This window comes from Leptolyngbya subtilissima AS-A7, assembly GCF_039962255.1.
Taxonomy (GTDB): Bacteria; Cyanobacteriota; Cyanobacteriia; order Phormidesmidales; family Phormidesmidaceae; genus Nodosilinea.
This window is the reverse complement of sequence record NZ_JAMPKY010000005.1, coordinates 398965-423472: the sequence shown is the minus strand read 5'-3', so window position 1 is coordinate 423472 and position 24508 is coordinate 398965. Positions and strand designations below refer to the sequence as shown.

The following is a 24508-nucleotide window of genomic DNA, read 5'->3' as shown; positions in this document are numbered from 1 at the left end:
AGGGGTGGCAGGGTTGTTAACAAACTCTGGTTAGATCACCCGCCAGGTATGGGGATGGCGCTATGATGACTTGTCTTTAATTACAGGGCCACGGTGGCGAATTCCTGGCGTAATTTTGGTGGTTGGGGCAGTGGGTTAAGTCGCCGCTGTTCTCTTAGGGCCGCAATGCTGCGATCGCTCGCCCTAGCCACCCTCGCGGCTGTGATAGCGGCAGTTCCAGGCCAAGCAGAGATCATCTCCGTAGAGCTTGAAGGATTTGAGGTACCGCCCCTATCCGAGGCTGAACAAACTCGGCTCGATGCCCTGCTCGGGGTGCGGCAGATTGAGGTACTCAGCACCCTAAGCCCCGACGGCTCTACCCTGGTGGTGGCTGTCAGCAGCCGCATCTTTACAGAAGATCGCAGTTTGCACTTTCTCAACTTGCGCACCGGGACGCTGAGCGATGCCCTCGCCTTGGAGTATGACATGGTCAGCCCTGACCTGCCCCTGCGCTGGATCAGCAACGACACTCTGCGGTTTGTGCAGCAGGATCCCTACGGCCCCTGGGAAATCATCAGCGTCAACCGGGTGACAGAGATTGCATCGCGCACCCAGGTTTATCCCACCCAGCCCGAAGAGGGTGAAATCTTGGGCATGGCCCCCGACTTTTCGAAGTTTGCCCTGCGGGTCTACGGCGAAGACGAGGACACCATCTATGTGGTGTTTTTGCCGTCGCTGCGTCGAGTGGAGGTAGCCAAACTGCCCGAGGGGTTGCAGATTCAGCCCTTGGCCTGGTCAGAGAGCGGTGATCAAGTGGCCCTGGTGATGTCGTCGGGGGAGGAACGCCGCCTGTACGATCGCACTCCCAACACCCCTAGCCTGGCCAAGCCCGTAGTGCAAGACGCCCTGGGCCGCCTGGATCCGGTAGATAACCCCTTTCACCAGCACAGCACCGTGCGAGTGTTTGACTTCACCCAATCTGAACCGCTACGTCTAGAGCTAACCGCTCCAGCTCGTGGTGGCGACCCCTTTGCTGGGGCCAGCCTCAGTCCCGATGGCCAACGGCTGCTGCTCAAGCGCTATCGGCCCAGCGCGGTGGCGGGTCGGGAATATCCATCCTACGTGTTTCCTGAGTCAGCCTACTTTGAGGTCTATGACCTAGCTGGGACGGTGCTAGATACGATCGAGGCTGACGCTCTGCGGGGGCCAACGGAAACAGGGGGGCAGTTTTTAGGCGGCGATCGCCTGCTGTTTTGGGGCACTGAGGGCATCAACCGCCACCTGCATGTCTACGACCTAGGCCAGCGAACCCTTACTCCCCTGCCGCTGCCGCCAGGCTCCGTGGATTCGGCGTCGATTGTTGCTAGTGAGAATGGCGACACTGTGGTATACGGCTTTTCATCGGTGACGCAGCCGCCCGAGCTGTTTGCGCTCACAACCGATGGCGAGTCGGAGCCGCGATCGCTCACCACCATCAACGAGGCCGTTGTCAGCAGTAACCGAGTGCGGATGGATCCGGTAAGCTTTACCACTACTCAGGGGGAGCGCCAAGGCTTTCTGATTCAACCCGCGGGCAGCGCCTTCCCGCCCCAAGGAGTGCCGATTGTAGTTTGGCAGCAGGGGGGGCCGGGCTTCTCGATGGCGAACGAGTTTGCCACCGAGGTCGAAATGCCGCTGAACCTGCTGCCCAACTTTGGCCTGGCGGTGCTGGTGGTGCCCCTGTCAGGGCGCGAGGGCTTTGGCCCCGAGTTTTACCGCGCTCTGGCCGACAACCAAAACTTTGGGCAGCTCGACCTCCAAGAGGGAGCTGAGATTGTGCGCCAGATGATTCAGCAGGGGTGGACGACCGCTAACCAGGTGGGGATCACGGGCTGCTCCTACGGGGGCTACTACACAGCTCAGTTCACCAGCCAGTATCCTCAGCTGGCGGCGGCGGCCAACCCCCAGTGCTCACTGCTCGACACGCTGACAGAGTGGCAGCTGGGCTACTCGTCGCTGCTGTCGTACTTGGTAGGACAAACGCCGATGGAAGCTCCTAGCGCCTACCTGCAGACGTCGCCCCTCTACAATGCGGCATCAATTCGCACCCCCACGCTGTTGTTTCATGGGGCCGAAGATTTTTTGCAGGTCGATGTAGCCCGCAACTTCCACGATGTGATTGAGCGGGCGGAGGTGCCCGTTACCCTCTATGAGTTTCAGGGGGTGGGGCACAGCCTCTATGGGTCGGGCCATCAGTCTCTAGCCGCACAGCTGCAAATCGAATTTTTTCGACAATATTTGCAGCCCTAAGCGGGGATAACCGTACCCAGCTTGCTGTCTCAGTTGCTCGCTAACGCTTACTAAGCACTAGAGGGTTGTTTAGGCATTGCCGAGGGGGCGGGGATGTTGAGCGAATCGTTTCAGCAGGGGTTGAAAGGGGTGGCAGCGGCGGCGGGGTTTGTATTAGTCGGGGCGCTGGTGGCGCTAGTGCTGTCTGAATTTCAGGGGGAGTTTGAGATGGAATTGCAGGACGGGGGAGGCTATATCAGAGTTGTGGGACCGACTGGGCAGTGTGAACTGCCAGATAACTTTAGGCCCAGCGATCCGTAGGAGTTCGATGTTCGGATTAGGAAGGCATGGTAATCCCGGCTGGGTCAAGCCGGGATTTTTTTGGTTCCTACCGAACGCTGTTTGGTGAACTCTGTGATAGGGGCTGAGCATGCTCAGCCCCTACAGACAAAAACTGCCGCAGCAGGGCTACGGCAGTCTGAGTTCAGGCATCCCTCTTTTGCGTGAGAGGGATGGGAGGTTGTGATCCCTAGGCAGTCAGAGTTTTGCGCTTGAAGGTGTTGAGCCCGGCATATTGGCCCTTAGCACCCAGTTCTTCTTCGATGCGCAGCAACTGGTTGTACTTCGATAGGCGTTCGCCTCGGCAGGGGGCACCGGACTTGATCTGGCCGGTCATCGCGCCCACCACCAGGTCGGCGATGAAGTCGTCGGGGGTTTCGCCGGAGCGGTGGCTGACCATGCAGGTGTAGCCCGCCTCGTGGGACATTTTGATCGCTTCAAGGGTTTCAGTAATCGAGCCAATTTGATTGACCTTGACCAGGGTCGAGTTGCCAACGCCGTCTTTGATCGCCTGGGCAATGATGGCAGGGTTAGTTACAAAGGCATCGTCGCCGACCAGCTGAATGCGATCGCCTAATCGCTGGGTCATGGCCTGCCAACCTGCCCAGTCTTGCTCGCCGAGGCCGTCTTCGATCGACACAATGGGAAACTGATTGACCCAGCTTTCCCACAGGTCAATCATGTCGGCGGTAGACTTGCGGCTGTTGTCGGATTTGTAGAACAGATAGCTGCCGTCTTCTTGGTACAGCTCGCTGACGGCCGGGTCAAGGGCGATCGCAATGTCATCCCCAGGCCGCAGACCGGCTTTCTCAATGCCCTTGAGAATGACTTCGATCGCTTCCACATTGCTCTTGAGGTTAGGGGCAAAACCGCCCTCGTCGCCGATAGCGGTGCTATAGCCCGCCGCTTTCAGCACCGACTTGAGCGCGTGGTAGACCTCGGCCCCGTAGCGCAGCGCCTCAGAAAAAGTCGGCGCACCCACCGGAGCAATCATGAATTCTTGAAAATCGACGCTGTTGTCGGCATGGGCACCGCCGTTGATGATGTTGAAGCAGGGCACCGGCAGCAGCACCGAATCGGGTCCACCTAGATGCACGTATAGGGGAATATCGGCAGCAACGGCAGCAGCCCGAGCCACCGCCATCGATACGCCCAAAATGGCGTTAGCGCCCAGAGTACCCTTGTTGTCAGTGCCGTCTAAAGCCAGCATTTTGTGATCTACGGCGGCGAGATCCATCGCATCCATGCCGAGGATGGCTGGGGCAATGGTGTCGTTGACGTTGGCTACGGCCTTGAGCACCCCTTTACCACCGTAGACGACTTTGTCGTCATCCCGCAGTTCTAGGGCTTCGCGAATACCGGTGGATGCTCCAGAAGGCACGCCAGCACGCCCCTTAGCCCCACCTTCTAGCACTACATCGACTTCAACCGTGGGGTTGCCCCGCGAATCTAGAATCTGCCTACCGTGAACCGATGTAATTGCGACCATAACGACTACTCCGTTGGTAATTCCATAGACCTTGCAACCTCGCCATTGAGGGCGCACGCGCTGAAGCGTTAAATATCCTGTAGTATCCTACCGGGTGAAAGCCCCCTTCTAACGTCGCTTCGGCCACCGTTTACGCTATCCAGCGCAACTCGCCGAGCTAGTTTGGAAGTGACTCAACAACCGTCTAGACAACCCTACTTCACTAAACGCGCGCATTAAGTAGGCTCGCTTCCAGCAGCGCTTTTAAAGCAAGTGCCAGTGCTCCTGCATCGTACCGGCAGCAGATTAAGGCTTTACAAGCTATTAGCATCTTCCAAGCAGCTTTTTTTGAAGGGTGGCCGCTTGAAGCTGAAGAATTTTCAGGAAACTAGCGCTGACCATCCTCATGACCACACAGTCTACGCTGAGCCAGTACACTCACATCATGCGAAACTGACCGACATTTCTAAGGTTTTCAGAAAAGTCTTGAAAAGAAAGAGATTTGGGTTTTATCTAAGCAGGGATCTAGCGCTCTTATGAATAGTCGTGTTCTTCAACAAGATCGCCCTGCTTGTTGTGAATACAGAGTTCCGTCCTTTGAGCCTTGGCCTTCTCTTTTGCTTTGTCGACTACATCAGTCTTTTTGCTGCCCTGGGCAATCCGTTTTTGGCCCTGGGTCGCAATCCACCCTGACTCTTCCGGATCAGCAAAGACGTGAATGGATTCTCCATTATCTTTTTCATCATCGGCAGCAACGGCCTGACCTGTGGTGCCACCGGTATTTTTCTTAGCGATTTGCTTGTGACGGCGTTTAGCCCACTTTTCTGATTGAGCAGTGGCAATCGCGATCGCCCGACCTTCCTCATACCCATCGTCTAAAAGAGCATTGGCAATATCAATCGCCTTTCGCCGCACCTCAGCAGTCAGATTCTTCATGGAGGTTGGGAATTCGTCGTAAGTCCAGGGCATTTTTACCTCCAAGCCCACTAAGGTTCGTCTACCTCTAAATTTGCGCCACTTTTAGTCAACTGCAACTGTCTGAAGAATGACTTTCCCTATTGGTGAGCTATTAATTATCTAGCAGCTGCATTTGCCGATATTTCCAAGAGCCATTGTAGAGATCGGCATAGCGATGAAAGAGCTGCATAGCCTGACTCGACCGTCGTTTTTCAGAAGTTTGGCTAAACAGTCGGTCATAGTTACGTCTGGCCAAGTGGTTCAGGTAGGGCAGGTCCTCGAGAAGGGTAAGACTAGAAGCCACAATTAATATGGCTTTCAGCAATTCCTTCGGCCATGCTAAGTTGCTAAACAATTGAATTGACAGGTGATGCTCTTGGTCATTGAGAGGCAACACATTAAATAAAACTCGAATAAACTTTTGGCCGTAAGTTGGCACTTTTAGCTCAATTTGATGAGGTGAGTGAATCGTCAGATCCACTTCAACCACTGGGTTTCGCCACATGCGAAGAACGTTAAAAGGGGAATCTAGCATCGTTTCGAAACGAATTTTGCCGCCCTCTTGGGTTGCTTGGAAATCGCTGACTTTAATGACCTTCAAATTTCCTAGGCTGAAGCGATGGATGTCTTCTAAATGTTGAACGTTGAGCAGATGGTAAACCTGACAGAGGTAGGGAAACGGCAGCCGATAAGTCTGTTGAGCAATGTATTCTGAGGCTGGGGCGATCGCAGAATCAATTGACTGATCTGCCTTTAGGATGGTCCCGTCGGGATGATCTTCGGCCAAACCAATGCAAACCCATCCCAGCAAAATAACTAGTCCTATTAAGCAGTAGGAGATGTCAGTCGCATCGAAGACAGGACCGGAGAAAGCTGCCACACCCCGATCAACTGCTCCATAAATGATCGCCGGAATTCCTAGCAACCACAAACCATACTTAAAAATGTTGCGCTTTAAAGCGTCTTCCACGGGAGAACGGCTTTCACTGATGGAGGTCAAGTAAGCCTGTACTTTTTCTGGCCGATACATAACAATCCCCTTTTTCGGGAATAAGAAAAAATTTGTTACTTAACCAAACAATAATTTTTTCACCGTAATACCAACCTCAACCCCAAGGATGAGATGGTTTGACGATCTACAGGTAGATAGATTAAAAAAATCTTCCGAGGTACTTCTTGCCCAAGCCTAGGAATAGCTAGAAAGGGGCTCTCCTAAGTGCTTGCTCAATGAGCACTAAAACACAAATTCCTAAGATTCGGCGCCAAAAATTGGCGTATCGATACCTAGAGCCTTGACTCAATAGGTTATGCGATCGCATCCAGCCCAAAAGTGTGATTTATATAGCAGACGAAGCCTGGATCAGGACAGCGCAAGATATCCCAATCCAAGCCTATTGAGCATTTTTTAGTTTTTCGCCCTTCTATTTTTGCTCTTGAGCAAGTTAAGCAGTCACCTCGACTTGGCTCATGGTTTCACGAATCTCTAGCTGGCGAGAATCCATCGTTGCTTTGAATAAATCTGTGGGCAGCGCTTGCTCCACGGGGTGCACCCCAGGGCATTCGAGCTTGCCGGTTAGCATCAGCTCTGCAATACTGCCCGTGCCCAGGCCAGTAGCGATCGCAGCGCTCTCATGGGCAAAGGTGCTGACATAGTGAGCATCCTGCCCCCCTTGCTGCCCCTTGATGTCACAGCGCATAGCTACCCCGGTACCGCTAAAGCGATCGGTCACACTGGTCATAGAATGACTGACATGGGCTAAAAACTCTACCGTTTGCCGATTGCGCAACACCACTGGTGGCAGCCAGTTGGCCATTGCCCAAGTAGCGTGGTTATAAAAGTCGGGCACTACGCCAAACTTTGTAATTACATTATCTACCGGAAAGGTTTCCTGTAGAGTAATCGACTCAGGCATGTCATACCAGTAGACATTGGCCTTGCCGTAGGGAGCCGGGAACTCCAAAGTTTCTCGACCTGAGTAAGGTTTCACCGATTGCCAGATACCGTTCAGCCAGGCCTCGAAGGGGCGTTGCAGACCAATAAAAGTAGTTCGCATCACCGTCACGCCAGCACCACCAGAGCCAGCAACGATGTAGCTCAGTTGAATCGAGGTCGCTTTGTCTAAGGCTTCGACCCCTTGGCGCACCATGCTGTTTGAGATACCAGGAAATACCCCAGTATTGATGACGGCTGTCACCCCGGCAGCCTCGGCCTCAGCGTGCAAGGCTAGGGCTTTGCGGGTAAAACTGCGTTCATCGCTAACGTCGGTGTAGCCGACTCCCTGATCAATACAGGCGCGCAAAACACCAACATCTCGGTAGTGAAAAGGGCCAGCCGAATGGATGACCAGATCTGCCTTAGCGACCGCTGTTTCCACCTCCGGTTGATTCGTCAGATCCAACAGCTGAAACTGCACTTTGGAACCCAGTCTTTCTAAAGCTGCGGTACCCAGTTGGGGGTTGCGCCCGGTAATAGTCACTTCAGCATCAGTGTGAGCCAAAATGTCTTTAGCAATACTGCCACCAATTCGTCCACAGCCGCCGATAATTAGTACTCTTTGCATAATTTTTGTTTAATCTCTGCAAGTCATCGCTACCAAAAGTCTTCAGAAGAATAGAAGTTAAGAGTTAACTAAACCAGACCCTTCAACTAGTGTCTTTTGATAACCGGATTAAAGCTGTCGTTGAGGCACTGCCATTCAACCTATTTTTGCAATAAACAGCCTCAAAATTAAGCTGGCACCACTTCAAGCCTGACCAGCTCTAGGTGGGTCAGCTCGCGGCTAAACAATATTTAAAAGTTTAAGGTTCTTTGACCTATTTACCCTCCTACCTGGGAGGGAATAGGTTAGGGGATCAAAGATAGGCTGCTTGAATGCAAAGGCTTATGAGAGCAGCAATGTTAGCTGAGCTGCTTGCGCAATAGCTCTGTGTGGTTAGCCAGCGTTTCGCCACCCGCCTCTGCCAGAGCCTTCACATATTTGATTTTGAACTTGTCTAAGGCGCTGACTAACCTCGATTCAATCTCTTTGCGGGTGTTGTATTGACTCAATTCACTGGCGAGCGCCTCTCGTAGATTGTGCTGTAGGCGAGCGGTAATTTCTGCGCCTCTAGCGTCTAACAAGCTCCCCGCAACACTGCGGTAAAGGCCCTGAGCCACCGAATGAGACAGGTGCTTAATCATCTGCACAGATACCTGCTCTAAGCCCGGTAAATAGTTGAGCTGGGGGTATCCTGGCATCTGCTCTAGCGTTCTGGCAATGCTGTGCTGCACCAGCTCCTCAATGTCGGGTTGAACCTGGGGCAAGATGTTGTCTACCCCAACTTGGTAGAGGCGGCTAGCGATCGCCGTGATCTCTTCCTCAGCTACCAGATCAACTGAGTTTTCAGAGTCAGCCACTGGGTCAATTAGGGCTATCCAATTCAGCAGCTCCCCTTGTCGGATTGAATCTTGAAGCTGCTCGATGATCTCAATGCCGGCAATACCGGCAATGTCAGCCCCAACTGTGACAATTACATCCCGCTGGGCCTCAGCTTGCACCGCTTCTAGTGCTAGCAAATCCACCTGGTACAAGCGCAGGGCCACAGGCAAAGCTCGCCACCCGCGCCAAAATGGCAGCAGCAAAAACAGATCGTACCATCGCCGCAGGCCAGCCTCTATCCAAGTTAGATCCGGGTTGCGCCGCCGGGTAGCACTAATGCGCGCCAGAATGTCTACCCCAAAAATTAGAACAAACGGCAAATCAATCAGCCAAAAATAATCGGTTGGCGCACCCCACCGGTTGACGGTGCGATAATAGTTGCCCTGAAAAAATGGTTGAATTTGCCTATCCCAAAACTCAAGCTCCGTTTGCCAATTCGCCTGTTCGAGATAGTCTGCACTCCAAAATTGGCTAAAAGCATCCTGGGCTGAAAGCTGAGCTGTTCTCGATCGCAGAGCTTGCTGAATGGCAACTAGGGCAAGGTCGCCATGGGGCTCAGCAAAGGCGCGCTCTGTTGACAGCTGCTGACTGAGATTCTGCAAGTCTGATAGCGAATTTTGAGTGGGGAGCGATCGCAGTCCAGTTTGATCAAGCTGGCTTTTGAGCTGTTCAACCTGGGTCAAATAACGCTCGGTTAGAGGATGTGCCTTAATGCCTTTAACGGGGTCATAGACCTGTGTAACAGGGGACAAATACTGCCTATAAACCGGCCGCAAATTGAGATAGGTGAGATCAAAAAAGACTAGCGCCAAGTTGACTAAAGCAATGATGGCGATAACGCGCTCTAGGTTGGGATAGTGACGCTCAAAGTAAGATTTAAACTTGACCATGGATAAGCGGCCTAGGAGCACAAGGACTGGGCTACCGGCATTGGACTGGAGTAGAGTAAATCCGCATAGCCGCTGCCTTCAAGCTTTGATTATTGTTCTCTTGGCTGGCTTCGCCATCAATCATCGGTAGTAGTTGCGCTCGCCCCTCTCGCTGGCACTATCTACCGATCGGTGCCATCCCTGCCTACAGGGCAGAACGTTTAGTTGGTTTGCCCTAGGGAGTCATCTATTGCCCCGTTACCGCGGGCGGGTTTACCGATGGCAACAGGAATCCAATCCGTAGCCTTGAACTTTAAGAAACTGAAGCTTCGGCGCTGGACAGACTGCCTTGGCAGCGGGGACAGAGGCCGAAGAACTCCAGGGTGTGGTAGAAGATTTTGAATTCGTGGGCCTTGTGCAGCTGTTTTTCCAGGTCGTGGACGGGGCACTGGTCAATGGCGATAGTGTTGCCGCACTGGAGGCAGGTGAGGTGGTGGCGGTCTTCTTGGGGCAGGCTGTAGAGCGCTTCGCCCGAGGGCAGGGTGCGCATCTGCACCGCCCCCTCCAGCTTGAGAGCATCCAGCGCTCGGTAGACCGTGGCAAGCCCCGTAGTGTTGCCGTCCTGCCGCATTTCGACGTAGAGAGCTTGGGCCGAAATTGGCTTACTCAAACCCTTTAGAACGGTCAAAACTTTCTCTTGGCTGCGGGTGCGTCGTACCATGCTGGCTCACTTGTACTGACTCAATTTTATCAATCGGTTGATACGGTAGGATGAGGGGTACAAACTATTGTGGATTTTCCCCGCCACCGGAGTCAGCCTTGCCTCACTACAGCGCTCGCATCTATGTCACCCTGCGCCCCTCGGTGCTCGACCCGGCGGGCACCGCAGTGCAGTCTGGCCTGGCCCACATGGGTTACGACAACGTCGGCCCGATTCGCATTGGCAAATACATTGAGCTGACCCTCGATGCTGAGAATGACGCCGCCGCCAGGCAGCAACTCGATCGCATGTGCGATCAGCTCTTGGCTAACCCGGTGATTGAAAACTACCGCTTTGAGCTGCAAACCCTAGCGACAGCGTAAAAAGCTTTGAGTTTTGAGTGTTTAGTTTTGAGTTCAGGCAACTCATTCAACACCCAAAATTCAAGATTCAAAACTTCCCCCTTACCTCTCCCTTCTCCATGAAATTCGCCGTCATCGTTTTCCCTGGGGCCAACTGCGATCGCGACGTGGCCTACGTCACCCGTGACATTCTTGGGCAGCCCACTCGCATGGTCTGGCACGAAGACAGTAACCTAAGCGATGTGGATATCGTGGTGGTGCCCGGAGGCTTTAGCTATGGAGATTATCTGCGGTGTGGAGCGATCGCCCGCTTTTCGCCCGCTATGCAGGCTACGGTAGAGCACGCCAAAGCAGGCAAGCCGGTACTGGGCATTTGCAATGGGTTCCAGATTTTGACCGAGGTGGGGCTGCTGCCAGGGGCATTGGTGCGCAATCGAGATATGCGGTTTATCTGCGATCGCGTGCCCCTTAAAGTCGAGCGCACCGACCTGCTGTGGACGTCGAATTATTCTGCGGGCCAAGTGATCACCCTGCCCATTGCCCATGGGGAGGGCTGCTACTACGCCGACGAGGCCACCCTAGCCGAGCTAGAGGCCAATAAGCAAATCGTGTTTCGCTACAGCGGCATCGATGGGTCTGTGGATGAGGAATCCAACCTCAACGGCTCGCTAGGAAACATTGCGGGTATTTGTAACCGACAGGGCAATGTGCTGGGCCTGATGCCTCACCCCGAGCGGGCCGCTGATGCTGTGCTGGGCGGGGTAGACGGGCTGCCGCTGTTTGAAGGGTTAGTGCGATCGCTAGTGGCCGCCTAAGTTAAGCTTCGTCATTCCTTTAACAAGATCTGCCTCCCGGGGCATAAACTTCACCAAAACCCTTGTCACGGCGGTGCAGCTGGGTACACTTAACCCTCAAGGAACCAACCTTGGTCTGGGTATCGTCATGGGCCGTTGGTTGGTTTGTGGGTTGCCGTGTTAACCCGTTGCTGTGTTGTTCGATTAAACCTTGAGCCTAATCGGTTTGGGTTAATGGCTGTAGGAGACCCCCATGTCAGACTCTGACGAATGGCTCAGTAGCGCCCTAGCCTACCGCCCCACGGTCTATGAATATTGCCAGCTAGCGCTGCTCCCTACCCTTGATCAGGCCGCCGCAGAGCGCATGGGTGAGATTTTGCAGCAGGCTGAAGCAGAGCCGTTGCTCAACTTTTTGATTGACGAAGCCGATGACCTAGTGGCGCGCTTGCAGCCCTGTCTCAGCCCCCAGACGCTGCGCCAGCAGCAGCGGCAGCTCCAGGGTGCGATCGATGCGCTCTGGGTGAACGAACTGTTAGCCGCTTACGGCCCGTGTTCAAAGACCAGCCTCTAACTCACTTGGTCGAAGCCTGCGGGACGGAGCATTCTATAAATATCAGGGCGGGCATTGGGATAACGGCTTCACGGGTAGGATGACCGTTGAGAGGAAGATCGATCTGTGGTTTCTAAGCGTTGGCTAGTGCAGGTGTGTCGGCATCGCTCGTGCGATCGCGGCGGTTCGGCGGCGGTACTGGCGGCGTTTCAGCAGCACCAAAGCCCCAACATTTTAGTGGCCGAGAGCGACTGCATGGGCCAGTGCAGCGCTGGACCTACGGTTAAAGTGATGCCCGGCAATACCTGGTACTGCCGGGTCACCCCTGGAGATGTGCCGAGAATTGTCGAAGAGCATTTGGAGAAGGGAGAACTGGTGCGCGATCGCCTCCACCCCCGCTTTCATCCACCTGATCAAGATTCATGAAGGCTTTAGCAACCCGTTATCAATACCTCATTAGTTAGCCAGTTAAGACTGGTTTGCCAACTCTTGAATCTTCTTGTTGTTATAGGAAACCTTATTTTCAACAAGGGTTACTGCGCCTTGAACCGTCAAGAGCCTAAATACTTCCGCCGCTGATTTAGGAGATTCCTTGAATTTGTTTTTAATACCATTCAGCAGAGTATCTTTCTTTGCAGGCCTATTTTTACTGTAGGTTATAAGGTGTTTGCAATATGTTTCAACCGGAGATATCAAAACTGAATCCACGGTTTCAGACTCAGTCCTAGTGACTTCCTTTCCTTCTTTTTTCATGCCTATGCGCTCTGCCGAGCGGCCTTGACTTTTCAGCAAATTCACAACGTGGTCTAAATCAGTGTCATTAGACACAATCGAGAAATGTGTCTCTTTTGGCAACTCTTGCATCAAAACTCCAGCGAAAAAGCATATGCCAAAGTCTGCTGCATTTTTGCCGCTATTTGTCATCTTAAAAATTTTCAGCTTGCTTGAGCTTACCGTTGCACTTAATGGAATTAGCCAGTCAAGAGGGATTTTGGCTCCAGTCTTAGCGTAGCAAATTACAACTTTTGAAAATTTCTCTAGATTGTCTTTTAGCTGATGAATCTGATCGGGGCAGTTTTCCAAGTCAATAAGCAAAACTCTGTTTATTTCATTGACACTTAAATCAACGCCTTGATTGTCTTCAGACATCATTCTTGATGGATATAAGCTCGTACAAAAACTAGGTTGCACAAAAACCAACAAAAACAATCATCCGAGTGCAAGTACTGTTCAGCGCCTAGGGCTTAAGTAAACCCCAGACGCTGACATTTCATTCGTGTTACTTGTAAACCGCTGACTTATCGCCCCTGAGCTACAGCCTCTGCCGGGGGGCGCACCACGCGACGAGCTAAACCCAGCTTTTCTAACAACAGAATGGCATACCAGGTGACATCGACTTCCCACCAGCGCCAGCCAGCCGGGGCCACGTTAGGAAACGCGTGGTGGTTATTGTGCCAACCTTCGCCGTAGGTGAGCAGCGCTGTCCACCATAGATTGCCCGAGCTGTCTTCAATATGAAAGCGGCGCTTGCCCCACATGTGGGTTGCCGAGTTGATCAGCCAGGTCGAGTGCCATAGAAGTGCAATTCTGAGAAAGCCGCCGTAGATTACAAAAGACCAACCGCCAAGGGCAAAGAGGGCGATCGCAACCGGCACTTGCAACAGTAAAAAGTTGCGATCGAGCCAGCGATAGTAAGGGTCACGGGCAATATCTGGAGCATAGCGACGGTAAATCTGGCCATTAAAGACTGCCGGATTGCGGTACACCATCCACAACATGTGGCTCCACCAAAACCCACGACTGGCGGCATAGGGATCCTTTTCAGCATCCTCGGTGTAGAGGTGATGCTGACGATGCCCCGCCACCCAAAAGATTGGGCCACCCTGAAGCGCCATTGCGCCAATGGTTGCAATGACGTACTCTAACCACTGGGGCACCTGCAAACTGCGATGGGTGAGCAGTCGGTGATAGCCCAAACAAATGCCGATGCTGCCAAACAACCAGTGCAGCGCCACCATCACCCCTAAGGCCGACCACGAAAAGAACCACGGGGCCAGCAGGGCAACGCCGTGAATGGCAGTTAAAAAGCCAACCAGTGTCCAATCTAAGCCTTTGATTCCCCGTTTCTCTGGGGCTTGTTTCAGTAGTGTTGTCATAGCATGTCCTTTTCTTCTTTTAGGGTTAAACCCTCGACCAGTCTGTTAGCCCGACCGAAGGGAAGTCCTTGCCCGACTCCTTTGCACCCCTAAGGGACCGGCTGGAGTCTTTTGCAAGTGTCGCTTGCAAATCAATCCTAACAAACTTCTCTGGTAAAATGCAAGTGTTGCTTTCTTTTTGCCATGGCAGATCAGCGCAGATCAGCTCGACAGCGTCTAGTGGATGCGGCGTTTCAGCTATTTTCTAACCAGGGAGTAGGCACTACTACTACCCGGCAGGTGGCTGATTTAGCTGGAGTTAACGAGGTCACGCTGTTTCGCCAGTTTGGTAGCAAGCATGGCTTGCTTGCAGCGGTCATGACTGAGGCTGAGGTGTTGTCTGGCCCAGACCATAGTTTTGATCTGGCGGCTTTAGCCCAAGATCCTATCGACCAGGCTTTGAGAGAGTTTTTGGGCCAGTGCTTGGCTACCCTCGATCAGCTCTCCGAGCTGGTGCGATCGGTAATTGGTGAAGCCGGGCAGTTTTCCGCAGACAATAGCCAGGCCATGGGGCGGGGCCTGCAAACCATTCGCAACTTCATTGCTGAGTACCTGGAAGCGCATCTGGCTCCGGGGGAAGCCGTCGGCCTCCCTCCTGAGGAAGTGGCAGGGCTAGTGATGGCGCTGCTGCTGGGCTATGCTGCGATCGACGGCACCACTAGTGGTGCCGGTGACGGCAGCGCAGAATTCCACGGTCTGTGGCCCAGCCGGAGCGCTTTTATCGATAGTGTCGTTAGCTGGTTGCTCAGCCTGCACCCCCAGACCGATGGGGCCACTATTGGTCCAGCCCAGCCTGGCCTTACTCCCCCCAATACAGAGAGCTGGAGCGACCTACCCGCCCCCCTAGTCCATGAAATTATGCAAGCGGCCCGTAAGGCTGGCAACCAGACCCATGCCCTGATCTATGTGCTGCTGGGGGCCGGGGTAGCGGCAGCAGAGGTGCCGCTGCTCAGCCGCACTAGCGCCCTTTACGACAGCAGCCAGCATATTTTGCTGGTTGGTCCTCAGCATCGACAGGTGCCCCTCAATCAGTGGATCATGGGTCGGCGCTACGGCACCTACATCAAAAACCCGCTTACCCGCTGGCTCAAAAGCCGTAGCGATGCTTCATCGGCCATGTTTTTAGGGCCAGACGATCAGCCGATTACGCCCTTGAGGGTGCGGCAGCTATGGGCCGAGGTAACAACCGGCATCATGTCGCCCACTGGCGAACCAATTGGCGTTGAGCAGGCCCGTGCCACCTGGTGCGTTGAGATGCTGCTGAGGGGGCTAAACCGCCAAGAACTCAGCCTGTTAAGTGGGCTATCGGTAGAGCAGCTCGACCCGCTGGTGCAAAAAGCCCAGGCGCGATCGGCCTTGGCCCAGGCCCTGCGCCTCGATCAACAGCCTGGTTCAGCCCCAGCTAGCCCCGAAAAGCCTGGTGAGACTAGCGCTGGGGCCAAAGACTAGCGCCATAGCAAAAGAGCGAGAGTACAAGAGCAAAAATCGAAAACGCCCGATGGGCCTAAATCCATTCATTTTGGGCTGTTCAAACCCAAGGCTTTACCTAGTGTAGGAGCAGAGGATTTTCTGGTGCTGTGATCTAAACAACACTGAGCGTTATCTGAACGAATGCTATGGGGAACGCAGAATAGTGGAGATTGCCGTCATAATTCCGCCCTCGCCGTAGGGAAACCCGCACGGCCTCAGGTATGAAATAGCACGAAGCAGGCCTGTAGTTACGGAGATGATTATTTGTCGCTACAGGCAGTCGAGCAACTATGGTATCTCAGCAAAGTTTGTCAACGTTTTCTTCAATGAATCAGGTATTGGAGGCCATCGAAGATCTTTTTGTGGCTGAGTTAGAGCGCACAGGTTCACCTTGGATGAGTAGCCGCCAGCTCAGGAAATCGTTTTTAGCTGCCTATGAATTAGACCTGGAGAGGCTAATTGAGCAGCGAGGCTACGGCAAAGATCTGAGGTATTTCTTGACCAGCAGCAGAAGATTCTCGATATATAGTCATCAGCCGTCCCCAAAATATTATCTCGCTCCGCTAAAGCTGGTGATGCCGGGCGCTTTAAAGAGCGGTCGGCCTGCGCCAAAGCTACGTCATTAAAAGAATCTTGCTTTGTCAAGGAGCTTCTGAGCGCTGACAATTTGCGTGGACGCATTTTTAAGGCGCAACTCCGCACGATGCTGTTCGATGAGCGTCAACGCACAACGTCCTGAGAAAGCGATGAAGTAGCGCTCAGGAGGCACGGAGCGAGGTGTTGCTGTTTGGCCAAGGGCCGGGGGGACTATCCGGCAGGTCTTCGATCGCAACTTTGGTGTCGTAGCGGGTGAACCCACGTGACTCGTAGTTTTTGTAGGCGAAGGGGCCATCGAGGCTACAGGTATGTACCCATACACGGTTGGCTCCCCAATTCCAGGCGCGCTGTATGCCCACCGTGAGCAGATGCCCTCCAATGCCCTGGCCAATAAACTGGGGCAGCAGACCAAAGCAGGTGATTTCGACGTCGCCTTGGGGGTGTTCTTCTAGCTCGATATAGCCCGCTGGGGTACCCGAGATGTAAGCTATCCAAGTTTCGACCTGGGGGCGGTTGAGGTAGGTGAGCCAGTGATCGCGGCTCCAGGAGAGGCGATCGCACCAGTACCACTGACCACCCACGCTGGCATAAAGAAACCGGCTTAATTCTGGGCAGGGCACCTCGGCCTGGCGAATCTCCAGATGGGGATGCTCGCTGAGCTTGGGCCGCAGCTGAGCCGGGTCGAGCATTTCCAAATACCAGGTGGTGACCTCGATCTGCATCAGTGCAGCAAATCTCCTTTAAAGACGGTGATAGCTTGGCCGCTGAGCCAAATGCGATCGCCTTCATCCTGCACTTTGACTACGCCACCCCGGACCGATGACTGGTGGGCGAGAAAAGTGGTTTTGCCCAGCTTTTCTCGCCAGTAGGGGCCGAGGCAGCAGTGGGCAGCTCCGGTGACCGGGTCTTCGTTGATGCCGAGGGCGGGGGCAAAAAACCGAGAGACAAAATCGTAGGGCGCTTCGCCTCGGCTGGTGACAATCACGCCGTGGACAGGGAATTGCCCAAGGGCGACGAAGTCGGGTCGCAGATCGCGCACCACCGCCACCGACTCTAGCTCGACCAAATAGCCCAAGGAATTTTCAACGACGGCTTGGGGGGTTGCGCCTAGGGCCTCTGCCAAACCGTCAGGTTCAGCAATGGAGTGGGACGGGTTGGCTGGAAAGTTGAGCTCAATCCAATCGCCGAGGCGGCGGGCCGTGAGCACACCGCTGCGGGTATGGAACGTAGCGGGCTGTTCGTTGCTCAGGTGACCCTCGCTCCACAGCACGTGGCAGGTGGCTAGGGTGGCATGGCCGCACAGGTCGACCTCTACGGTGGGGGTAAACCAGCGCAGCCGGTAGCCGTCGCCCTCGGGGTAGAAAAAGGCGGTTTCTGAGAGGTTCATCTCTTGGGCCACCTGCTGCATCCAGCGATCGGGGCGAGCCTCGGGTAGGGCGCACACCGCCGCTGGGTTGCCGCCAAAAGCGGCATCAGTAAAGGCATCAACCTGAGTTAGCGAAATGGTCATCGGGCTCCACCCTTTTTCTTAAATTTCAGCTGAGCCTGAACGTCTGCCGAATTTGCTCAGCGGTCATAAAGCAGCGATCGCCAGGTAAGTCGTCGGCCATTGCCCTGGCCACTTGGGGAAGGGTCCTGGGCAACTTCCCTTGAAAACGCCCTAGGCCAGCATAGCTAACTAGGCCCAGATATTCGCGAATGGCCAGCAGCGATCGCTCACGACTAGCCACCCCAATGGGCAGCGGCTCCATGTGAGGGACGACGGAAAACCCCAGTCCCTTGAACGTCAGCCAAGCCCGCAGCATATGGGGAGTATCGGTGATCAAAATAACCCGCTTCAACCCCCTAGCACCAAGGGCGACAGCGGCTGACTCTGCCTCTTGCTTGGTGGTTTTGACGCAGACGGCACTGAGCATGAGGTTGGGCGATAGGTGGCGCTGATCGAGAGCTTTAAGCACAGTGACTCCCTGGGAGAGGCCCATGATCAAGAGATTGGGCGATCGCCCCTCGGCCAACATATTGACCGCTGTATTGTAGCGATCGCCTTGAATGCGGCCGTTCCGGGCCAGCACTACAATGGCATCAGCCGACTCCCCAGTGTCTCGGGGCACAAAGCTCGATAGCAGCGCCGTTGCTGGGATCGAAAACAACGGCGACATCACCACTCCATAGGCGACCAGTAACGCCAAACCCGCTACAGCCATACGCTGACTGTACTCAGGTTCACTGGTGACTAGGACTACTGCGACAACTACTAGTAGAACCGGGGTGACTTTTTTGGGGCTAGAAAACCAGTAACCCAGCTTCCAGGTCAATTTTGGCCAACGTCGCGCAAAATCAGTCCGAAGTGGCTCTAGCATGGCAGTTTCCTAAGCCTTGAGAAAAGCGGGTCCTGAGAAAATTCTCAAGTCCAGCCTACTCATCTGCACGCTCACTTTGGCACATACCCCGTGCCGTCGAGCAAAGTTCACAGGTCTATGTAGTCACCGCAAACCCTGAGGGCGCAGCCTTTGCTATTCCCTGGCTCCCATCCCGAGAGCAGGACAGTCGGCTGTCCCGCCCCGCAAGATCGAAGATGTCACCCACTACTGGTAATAGCGCTGGTCGACCCACACCCGCAGCTCTTGCTCAGAGCTGAAGGTACGGCGCTGCTGGCTGACTGGGTCGTAGGCGATAAATAGCGTATTGCCCCAGCGATCGCGCTTCACGGTCACGCTTAGGTCTGCGGAACCACAGAGGTAGGTCAGCAAGGCACCGCCTACTAAACTGAGACGCCGCTTAGCCTCTGCCCAAGCCCGAGCAATGGAGTAATCGGTTCGAATAGGGCGATCAAGCGGCTCTTGAATTAGCTCAAGCTGAGCGTACAAACTATTGGGTTTCATGGAGCTGTCCTCTAAGAAAGGCGATTGGCCAACGGGAACAGCACGAATCGATTCGGCATAGGTAAAGTTTCTGCGATCGCCCCCTATCGAAACAGAGGCAGTTAGCGTAAATTGTCTTGGTAACAGTTTGATTTTCTACAACTGTTCCGGTCGCCTCACCCCAAAACTGTTCCTACTCACCCAAAAACTCAACCCCTTTTCAGAATTCTCCCTCTCCTTCATCTCCCCACTCCCCTACTCTCCTACCCTTCCACCCCATGCCCTTCTCCCCCATCACCCTTGCCCCGCACCAAATCCTCTACGAACAGGTGGCCGATCGGCTTCAGCAGCTGATTACCGAGGGCACTCTCAAACCGGGGGATCGCCTGCCCTCGGTGCGAAAACTGCGCGCCCAGCTGTCGGTCAGCACTTCCACAGTGATGGAAGCCTACCGCCTGCTAGAAGACCGGGGCATGGTGGTAGTGCGGCCCCAGTCGGGCTACTACGTTAAACAGACTACGCTGCAACTGCCCCAGGAGCCCGCCCCCACCGCGCCCCCCCGCCAGGCCACCGATATTGATATCTCCCTGGCCTTTGAGGTGATTAGCCTGATGCGCGATCCGGGGTTAATTCAGCTGGGGGCGGCGCTACCTGCCCTAGAACACCTACCCCTAGCCCAGCTCAATCGGCTGATGGGCAAGGTGCTGCGAGACAACACCAATGCGGCCCATTCCTACGGCACGCCCCTGGGCTGCCCCGAGCTGCGGGCCGAGTTTGCCAAACGCATGCTAGACGCAGGCTGCTCAGTACACCCTGACCAGATGGTGATTACCAATGGGGCCAACGAGGCAATCTATTTTTGCCTGCAAGCGCTAACTCAGCCCGGCGACACCGTGGCGATCGAGTCGCCCACCTATTTCGCTGTGTTAGAAGCGCTGAAATGTCTGGGGCTGAAGGCGCTGACCCTGCCCACTCACCCCCGCGACGGTATTAGCCTGCCCCACCTCGAAGAAGCGCTGCAAACCGGCGATGTCAAGGTGGTGCTGCTGGTGTCGAATTTCAGCAACCCCCTGGGCAGCTGCATGGATGACCGCAAGAAAAAGCACCTGGTAGATCTGCTCAACCAGTACGACACGCCGCTGATCGAAGACGATGTCTACGGCGATCTCTGCTTTGAGGGCACCCGCCCCAAGGCGATCAAAGCCTTTGACGTAGAGAAGCGGGTGCTCTACTGTGCTTCGGTGAGCAAAACTCTGTCACCAGGGCTGCGGATAGGCTGGTGCACAGGGGGCCGCTATCACGGCAAGATCGCCCACATGAAGTCGATTCTTAACCAAAATACGGCGATCGCACCTCAGCTCACGGTGGCGGCCTTTTTGGCCAACGGCGGCTACGATCGCCACCTGCGCCACCTGCGCCGCGTCTACCAAGACCAAATGGTGCACATCCAGCAGGCGATTCGCGACTACTTTCCCGCCGAGACCTGCGTGACCCGCCCCACTGGGGGTCATGTGCTGTGGCTCGAAATGCCGTCAGGATTCGACTCACTGCGGCTGTACCAGGAGGCGTTGGCCCAAGGGATTGCGATCGCCCCTGGGGTCATGTTTTCGGCCTCGGGGCAGTGCTACGGCAACTGCTTTCGGCTAAATACGGCGGTCCCCTGGTCAGAGCAGGTTGAGCAGGCGATGCAAACCCTGGGTCTGGTGGCCAAAAAGCAGGTGGCCGAAAATTTCCTGCGGGACGATAGCCACCGCAGGGACAACTTGCTGGCTTCTAACGTTTGAGGTTTGAGTTAGGCCTTCTTCAAGGCTCTAGGCTCAGCCAGAGCGCCCTCGGGGGCGATCTTCAGAAGATGAAGAATGCGGCGTAGGGGAATGTTGATCCGGTTGGTTTGATTGGTGAGCTCGCGGCCCAAATTGTAGATTGCCTGCTCGACCAGGTAGTTATTGAGCAGCACCTCTAGCTCTTGCTGGGTCTTGGGCAAAAAGCTATCGCGGGTAGCGGTAGCCAAGTAGGCCTTAACAAAGGTGCTGCTGACCCAGCGATACCAAAATTCGGCCCACTGCTCCATTTGATGGTGATGGTCGGATTGCCCCATGCCGCTCTCGACTTCCTTGTCGAGAGCAACGTTGACGGCATAGTAAAACGACTGCAGCATGCAGGCCACATCGCGCAGGGGCGATCGCTTCATGCGGCGCTCGTTGAGACTGCGGGCTGGGTCACCTTCAAAGTCAATGATGTAGAAGTCTTTGCCGGTATATAACACCTGCTCCAGGTGATAGTCGCCGTGATAGCGAGTCCGCAGGGCGGTGATTTTGTGGTTCAACACCGACTGGAACTGCTGCAAACAGGCATCGTGCTGCTCTAAGACCAGGGTGGCGAGCGCTCGCGTCTCTGGCGGCAGCGTACTCAGGCGATTCTTCAACAGCAAAAAGACCTGACCGGTCAGGTTGCGGCTGTACTGGTAGACCGATCGCTGATAGAGCGAGGTAAAGGGCTCCGGCGTAAAGGCGGGCTGGTCGGCATCCACCGCCAGGGCCAGGTGGAGTTCGGCGGTGCGCTGCCCCAACAGCTGCATGTTGGCTAGGTAGCTGTTGATCGCCTTACAGGCCGGAATCGGAGAATCAACGGAGGGCAGCGGGCAGTAGGGCAACGGGAAAAAGACCTCGGTTGGAGGCTCATCCACGGCCACCGGCTCCATTGCCAAGGGCGACCCGACGGGCATGGGCGCTTCGGCGATATCCGATTGATCCATCACCACGAGGTCGAAGTAGTCGCGCAAATGGTCGAGGGTATAGTCCCAACCGCTGCGGGTGTCGGGGATAAACTCCTGCAGCAGACCGATGGTGATCGGCTCCGCCGCCGGGCGATGGTAGGTCAGCGTGCCCGCGATCGAAGGAATGTGGGTAAAGTGCTGGTGTTCGTCCAAAAAGCGGCGCACTTCCAAGTCGGGGTGCTGACCCTCTTCAACTTTTTGAAAGAGCTTGAGAATCAGTCGGTTTTGGGCGGCGACGCTGCCGGTCTTAGCGTAGGCAATCGACGTGTTGTTGTGGAAGCCTTTCATCAGCGAAGCTTCAAAGGGCAGGCCGTCTCCCGTTGGCTCCTCACCCAGGGATGGGTTGGGATCACCTTTGCTCAGCTCAGCAAATAGGGCTGTGGTGTCAGCCACCAGCTTGCCGGCGGCATTTTCATAGACCCGGTGCTGGGCAATGCCTTCAAGCAGGGCGGTCAAGAACGACTTGTCGGCGATCGCATCAAATAGCACCGCTACGTTGTCGCTGCTGGCCAGATTGAGTCGCGCCACCACCGACTGCGGGGCCTCATTGAGCAGACGGAGCGCCTTCTCCCCTTCGGCCATCGCCAAAAACAGCACGTAGGTCTGGGGGCTGCCCTGGATGTAGTCGACCTGTAGCTCCAGCATCTGAGCATGTCTATCCCGATAGGGGATGGCGATGACTTCAGTAATGCGAGCCGTCTGCACTGTGCGGGTTCTGCCGCCAAACCACGGGTGGCTAGACAAATACTGGGGCAGCAGGATCTCTAAGCTCGCCGTAAACCCGCGGGTCTGAGCCGATTGCAGCTGCGAAAACGCCGTAGGCCAAGCCCCCGCTAGCTGCAGCATCGGCAGCTCTACCTTGGGTTTGACCTCGGGTAGGGGCACAACCTGGGGCTTGAGCATAAACCAGTAGACCGCGTAGGCCCCAATGCTCAAGAAGTAGGGCGACTCATCAATGGGGGGAAACTCGGTGCGCCCAAAGATTTCGACCGGCACCCACCCCTTCAACCCCGGTAGATCGAGCTCAACGGTTTGCACAAAGCGAGATAGGTTTGCCACCACCAAAATTCGCTCGTCTTCGTAGGTGCGGGTAAAGGCCAGCACCTTGCGGTTGTCGGGATGCAGAATTTGAAAATCGCCGCTGCCCAAAGCACGAAAGTGATTGCGCATGGAGATCAGCCGCTTGGTCGCGTTGAGCAGCGAGCTGGGGTTGGCCCGCTGGGCCTCAACGTTGACCGTGGCGTAGTGGTACTCAGCCTCGACAATCAGAGGCAAAAACAGCCGCTGGGGGCTAGCGTTGCTAAAGCCGGCGTTGCGGTCAAAATTCCACTGCATGGGGGTGCGCACGCCGTTGCGATCGCCCACATAGACGTTGTCGCCCATGCCAATTTCGTCGCCGTAGTAGAGCACGGGCGTGCCCGGCAGCGACAGCAGCAGGCTGTTGAGCAGCTCGATCTGGCGGCGATCGTTGCCCAGCAGCGGTGCCAGCCGCCGCCGAATGCCCAAGTTCACCCGCATTTCGGGGTCTTGAGCATAGACGCGATACATAAAGTCGCGGTCTTCATCAGTGACCATTTCCAGCGTCAGCTCGTCGTGGTTGCGCAGAAACAGGCCCCACTGGCAGTTGTCGGGAATGGCGGGGGTCTGCTGCAAAATATCGGCGATCGGAAAGCTGTCCTCCATGCGCAGGGCCATAAACAGGCGCGGCATTAGGGGAAAGTGAAAATTCATGTGGCACTCGTCGCCGTCGCCATAGTAGGCGGCGGCATCTTCAGGCCACTGGTTGGCCTCAGCCAACAGCATGCGGTTGGGAAATTTTTCGTCGACGTGCTTGCGCAGCTTTTTCAAGAAAGCGTGGGTTTCGGGCAGGTTTTCGCAGTTAGTGCCGTCGCGTTCGTAGAGGTAGGGCACAGCATCCATGCGCAGCCCGTCAACGCCCATTTCTAGCCAAAAATCCATGACGTCAAAGACGGCCTGCTGCACCGCCGGGTTGTCATAGTTCAAGTCGGGCTGGTGGGAATAAAAGCGGTGCCAAAAATAGGCGTTGGCCACCGAGTCCCAGGTCCAGTTGGAGGTTTCAAAATCCTGGAAGATGATCCGCGCTTCCTGATACTTCTCGTAGGTATCGCTCCAGACGTAGAAGTCGCGCTCGGGGCTGCCCTTGGGCGATCGCCGCGCCCGCTGAAACCAGGGGTGCTGGTCGGAGGTGTGGTTAACGATCAGCTCAATAATGACGCGAATGCCCCGCTGGTGCGCCGCCTGGAGCAGATCCTTGAAGTCGTCCAGGGTGCCGTAGATCGGGTTGACATTCACATAGTCGGCAATGTCGTAGCCGTCGTCTCGCAGCGGCGACGGAAAGAAAGGCAGCAGCCAAATGGCGGTGACACCCAGGTCTTGAAGGTAGTCTAGCTTGCCAGTCAGGCCGCGAAAGTCGCCAATGCCGTCGCCGTTGCTGTCGGCGAAGGCCCGCACAGGCACTTCGTAGATGATGGCATTCTTAAACCACAGGGGCTCATTCTTCAAGGTCAACCTACCCGCTAGCAACGCAATGTCCGCCCCCACGGTAGCGGAATTCGCCAGGAGCGTCATCGTCCCCAAGTAAGAGCGATCCCGCGATCGCACCCCAGGCTATGGCGTTGGTTTGAACCTATAACTGATCGCCGAAAGCTTTGAATCTTCAACAGAGTGAGCACAGCACCATTTCCCGCTGCGGCGCATAAGACTGCGCAGCGACACGTTCACAGAATTCACAGGAAGGCCAAGAACGTAAATAGAAGGCTAAGAATGCGCGCTCATCCAAGTATTCGGGAACCAACCACCCCCACCCCTTAGGAGGATGCGTGTGACAGACATTTGCTTCTATCAATAGCATTGCTGATGGTGTGGCAACACACTGTTTCAGCT

At 55.1% G+C, this 24508-nt stretch carries 22 protein-coding genes; 9 read left to right on the top strand and 13 right to left on the bottom strand.

Translation table 11 applies throughout. The features are described 5' to 3' along the window. The first annotated feature begins 165 nt into the window (after positions 1–165). Together NC979_RS13620 and NC979_RS13615 are read left to right on the top strand one after the other, a co-directional pair. Positions 166–2268 (top strand): alpha/beta hydrolase family protein, encoded by a 2103-nt coding sequence (locus tag NC979_RS13620; RefSeq protein ID WP_190522178.1) that lies wholly within the window; start codon positions 166–168, stop codon positions 2266–2268. A gap of 93 nt (positions 2269–2361) precedes the next feature. Then, complete coding sequence (locus NC979_RS13615; protein ID WP_190522176.1) at positions 2362–2568, top strand: hypothetical protein; 207 nt, start codon at positions 2362–2364, stop codon at positions 2566–2568. 208 nt (positions 2569–2776) lie between these two features. Here NC979_RS13615 and eno read toward each other — a convergent pair whose 3' ends face one another. The 6 genes from eno to NC979_RS13585 all read right to left on the bottom strand — a co-directional run bounded on the left by eno (position 2777) and on the right by NC979_RS13585 (position 10020). Beyond that, positions 2777–4075 carry a phosphopyruvate hydratase gene (eno, locus tag NC979_RS13610; RefSeq protein ID WP_190522174.1) on the bottom strand — a complete coding sequence of 433 codons (1299 nt, stop codon included), beginning with the start codon at positions 4073–4075 and terminating at the stop codon, positions 2777–2779. 513 nt (positions 4076–4588) lie between these two features. Then, positions 4589–5023 carry a DUF2188 domain-containing protein gene (locus NC979_RS13605; protein WP_190522172.1) on the bottom strand — a complete coding sequence of 145 codons (435 nt, stop codon included), beginning with the start codon at positions 5021–5023 and terminating at the stop codon, positions 4589–4591. A gap of 100 nt (positions 5024–5123) precedes the next feature. Beyond that, on the bottom strand, positions 5124–6041 hold the full coding sequence (locus tag NC979_RS13600; RefSeq protein WP_190522170.1) for a hypothetical protein: 918 nt from the start codon (positions 6039–6041) through the stop codon (positions 5124–5126). Positions 6042–6453: 412 nt separating this feature from the next. Next, positions 6454–7572: a saccharopine dehydrogenase family protein gene (locus NC979_RS13595; protein WP_190522168.1), complete on the bottom strand. Its 1119-nt coding sequence runs from the start codon at positions 7570–7572 to the stop codon at positions 6454–6456. 338 nt (positions 7573–7910) lie between these two features. Then, positions 7911–9320 (bottom strand): hypothetical protein, encoded by a 1410-nt coding sequence (locus NC979_RS13590; protein WP_190522166.1) that lies wholly within the window; start codon positions 9318–9320, stop codon positions 7911–7913. A gap of 292 nt (positions 9321–9612) precedes the next feature. Continuing rightward, on the bottom strand, positions 9613–10020 hold the full coding sequence (locus NC979_RS13585) for a Fur family transcriptional regulator (protein WP_073609102.1): 408 nt from the start codon (positions 10018–10020) through the stop codon (positions 9613–9615). Between the two features lie 98 nt (positions 10021–10118). Here NC979_RS13585 and purS point away from each other — a divergent pair, with 98 nt between their 5' ends. The 4 genes from purS to NC979_RS13565 all read left to right on the top strand — a co-directional run bounded on the left by purS (position 10119) and on the right by NC979_RS13565 (position 12131). After that, positions 10119–10382 carry a phosphoribosylformylglycinamidine synthase subunit PurS gene (gene purS / locus NC979_RS13580; protein ID WP_278002590.1) on the top strand — a complete coding sequence of 88 codons (264 nt, stop codon included), beginning with the start codon at positions 10119–10121 and terminating at the stop codon, positions 10380–10382. 98 nt (positions 10383–10480) lie between these two features. Beyond that, positions 10481–11176, top strand: a complete 696-nt coding sequence (gene purQ / locus NC979_RS13575) for a phosphoribosylformylglycinamidine synthase subunit PurQ (RefSeq protein ID WP_190522162.1) — start codon at positions 10481–10483, stop codon at positions 11174–11176. Between the two features lie 232 nt (positions 11177–11408). Beyond that, positions 11409–11726: a hypothetical protein gene (locus NC979_RS13570; protein ID WP_190522160.1), complete on the top strand. Its 318-nt coding sequence runs from the start codon at positions 11409–11411 to the stop codon at positions 11724–11726. A 105-nt stretch (positions 11727–11831) separates the two neighbouring features. Continuing rightward, on the top strand, positions 11832–12131 hold the full coding sequence (locus NC979_RS13565; protein WP_190522159.1) for an NAD(P)H-dependent oxidoreductase subunit E: 300 nt from the start codon (positions 11832–11834) through the stop codon (positions 12129–12131). Positions 12132–12173: 42 nt separating this feature from the next. On the opposite strand, the gene NC979_RS13560 is transcribed toward NC979_RS13565, so the two are convergent. Together NC979_RS13560 and NC979_RS13555 are read right to left on the bottom strand one after the other, a co-directional pair. Then, complete coding sequence (locus NC979_RS13560; protein WP_190522276.1) at positions 12174–12854, bottom strand: PIN domain-containing protein; 681 nt, start codon at positions 12852–12854, stop codon at positions 12174–12176. Between the two features lie 149 nt (positions 12855–13003). Then, complete coding sequence (locus NC979_RS13555) at positions 13004–13861, bottom strand: acyl-CoA desaturase (RefSeq protein ID WP_190522156.1); 858 nt, start codon at positions 13859–13861, stop codon at positions 13004–13006. A 183-nt stretch (positions 13862–14044) separates the two neighbouring features. On the opposite strand from NC979_RS13555, the gene NC979_RS13550 reads away from it, so the two are divergent. Both NC979_RS13550 and NC979_RS13545 read left to right on the top strand, forming a co-directional pair. After that, entirely contained in the window at positions 14045–15349 is a 1305-nt protein-coding gene (locus NC979_RS13550; RefSeq protein ID WP_190522154.1) for a TetR/AcrR family transcriptional regulator, read from the top strand. A gap of 311 nt (positions 15350–15660) precedes the next feature. Continuing rightward, complete coding sequence (locus tag NC979_RS13545) at positions 15661–15996, top strand: hypothetical protein (protein ID WP_190522152.1); 336 nt, start codon at positions 15661–15663, stop codon at positions 15994–15996. 132 nt (positions 15997–16128) lie between these two features. Here the strand turns inward: NC979_RS13545 and NC979_RS13540 are convergent, their stop codons facing one another. The 4 genes from NC979_RS13540 to NC979_RS13525 form a co-directional block, all read right to left on the bottom strand. Further along, entirely contained in the window at positions 16129–16689 is a 561-nt protein-coding gene (locus NC979_RS13540; RefSeq protein WP_190522151.1) for a GNAT family N-acetyltransferase, read from the bottom strand. Beyond that, complete coding sequence (locus tag NC979_RS13535; protein ID WP_190522150.1) at positions 16689–17477, bottom strand: PhzF family phenazine biosynthesis protein; 789 nt, start codon at positions 17475–17477, stop codon at positions 16689–16691. Before NC979_RS13535 ends, NC979_RS13540 begins: the two co-directional genes overlap by 1 nt. Positions 17478–17502: 25 nt before the next feature. Further along, a complete protein-coding gene (locus NC979_RS13530) occupies positions 17503–18327 on the bottom strand; it encodes a YdcF family protein (protein ID WP_190522149.1) in 825 nt (274 codons plus the stop codon). A gap of 225 nt (positions 18328–18552) precedes the next feature. After that, positions 18553–18849, bottom strand: coding sequence for a hypothetical protein (locus tag NC979_RS13525; protein WP_190522148.1), 297 nt, complete (start codon positions 18847–18849; stop codon positions 18553–18555). A gap of 257 nt (positions 18850–19106) precedes the next feature. On the opposite strand from NC979_RS13525, the gene NC979_RS13520 reads away from it, so the two are divergent. Then, positions 19107–20612 (top strand): aminotransferase-like domain-containing protein, encoded by a 1506-nt coding sequence (locus NC979_RS13520; RefSeq protein WP_190522147.1) that lies wholly within the window; start codon positions 19107–19109, stop codon positions 20610–20612. A gap of 8 nt (positions 20613–20620) precedes the next feature. Here the strand turns inward: NC979_RS13520 and treS are convergent, their stop codons facing one another. Beyond that, complete coding sequence (gene treS, locus NC979_RS13515) at positions 20621–24193, bottom strand: maltose alpha-D-glucosyltransferase (RefSeq protein ID WP_190522146.1); 3573 nt, start codon at positions 24191–24193, stop codon at positions 20621–20623. Positions 24194–24508 lie beyond the last annotated feature (315 nt).

Excerpts from the sequence above, each read along its gene's own strand:
- NC979_RS13620 (WP_190522178.1), top strand. The coding sequence starts at position 166 with ATGCTGCGATCGCTCGCCCTAGCCACCCTCGCGGCTGTGATAGCGGCA.
- NC979_RS13615 (WP_190522176.1), top strand. The coding sequence starts at position 2,362 with ATGTTGAGCGAATCGTTTCAGCAGGGGTTGAAAGGGGTGGCAGCGGCG.
- eno (WP_190522174.1), bottom strand. The coding sequence starts at position 4,075 with ATGGTCGCAATTACATCGGTTCACGGTAGGCAGATTCTAGATTCGCGG.
- NC979_RS13605 (WP_190522172.1), bottom strand. The coding sequence starts at position 5,023 with ATGCCCTGGACTTACGACGAATTCCCAACCTCCATGAAGAATCTGACT.
- NC979_RS13600 (WP_190522170.1), bottom strand. The coding sequence starts at position 6,041 with ATGTATCGGCCAGAAAAAGTACAGGCTTACTTGACCTCCATCAGTGAA.
- NC979_RS13595 (WP_190522168.1), bottom strand. The coding sequence starts at position 7,572 with ATGCAAAGAGTACTAATTATCGGCGGCTGTGGACGAATTGGTGGCAGT.
- NC979_RS13590 (WP_190522166.1), bottom strand. The coding sequence starts at position 9,320 with ATGGTCAAGTTTAAATCTTACTTTGAGCGTCACTATCCCAACCTAGAG.
- NC979_RS13585 (WP_073609102.1), bottom strand. The coding sequence starts at position 10,020 with ATGGTACGACGCACCCGCAGCCAAGAGAAAGTTTTGACCGTTCTAAAG.
- purQ (WP_190522162.1), top strand. The coding sequence starts at position 10,481 with ATGAAATTCGCCGTCATCGTTTTCCCTGGGGCCAACTGCGATCGCGAC.
- NC979_RS13570 (WP_190522160.1), top strand. The coding sequence starts at position 11,409 with ATGTCAGACTCTGACGAATGGCTCAGTAGCGCCCTAGCCTACCGCCCC.
- NC979_RS13560 (WP_190522276.1), bottom strand. The coding sequence starts at position 12,854 with ATGTCTGAAGACAATCAAGGCGTTGATTTAAGTGTCAATGAAATAAAC.
- NC979_RS13555 (WP_190522156.1), bottom strand. The coding sequence starts at position 13,861 with ATGACAACACTACTGAAACAAGCCCCAGAGAAACGGGGAATCAAAGGC.
- NC979_RS13550 (WP_190522154.1), top strand. The coding sequence starts at position 14,045 with ATGGCAGATCAGCGCAGATCAGCTCGACAGCGTCTAGTGGATGCGGCG.
- NC979_RS13545 (WP_190522152.1), top strand. The coding sequence starts at position 15,661 with ATGGTATCTCAGCAAAGTTTGTCAACGTTTTCTTCAATGAATCAGGTA.
- NC979_RS13540 (WP_190522151.1), bottom strand. The coding sequence starts at position 16,689 with ATGCAGATCGAGGTCACCACCTGGTATTTGGAAATGCTCGACCCGGCT.
- NC979_RS13535 (WP_190522150.1), bottom strand. The coding sequence starts at position 17,477 with ATGACCATTTCGCTAACTCAGGTTGATGCCTTTACTGATGCCGCTTTT.
- NC979_RS13530 (WP_190522149.1), bottom strand. The coding sequence starts at position 18,327 with ATGCTAGAGCCACTTCGGACTGATTTTGCGCGACGTTGGCCAAAATTG.
- NC979_RS13525 (WP_190522148.1), bottom strand. The coding sequence starts at position 18,849 with ATGAAACCCAATAGTTTGTACGCTCAGCTTGAGCTAATTCAAGAGCCG.
- NC979_RS13520 (WP_190522147.1), top strand. The coding sequence starts at position 19,107 with ATGCCCTTCTCCCCCATCACCCTTGCCCCGCACCAAATCCTCTACGAA.
- treS (WP_190522146.1), bottom strand. The coding sequence starts at position 24,193 with ATGACGCTCCTGGCGAATTCCGCTACCGTGGGGGCGGACATTGCGTTG.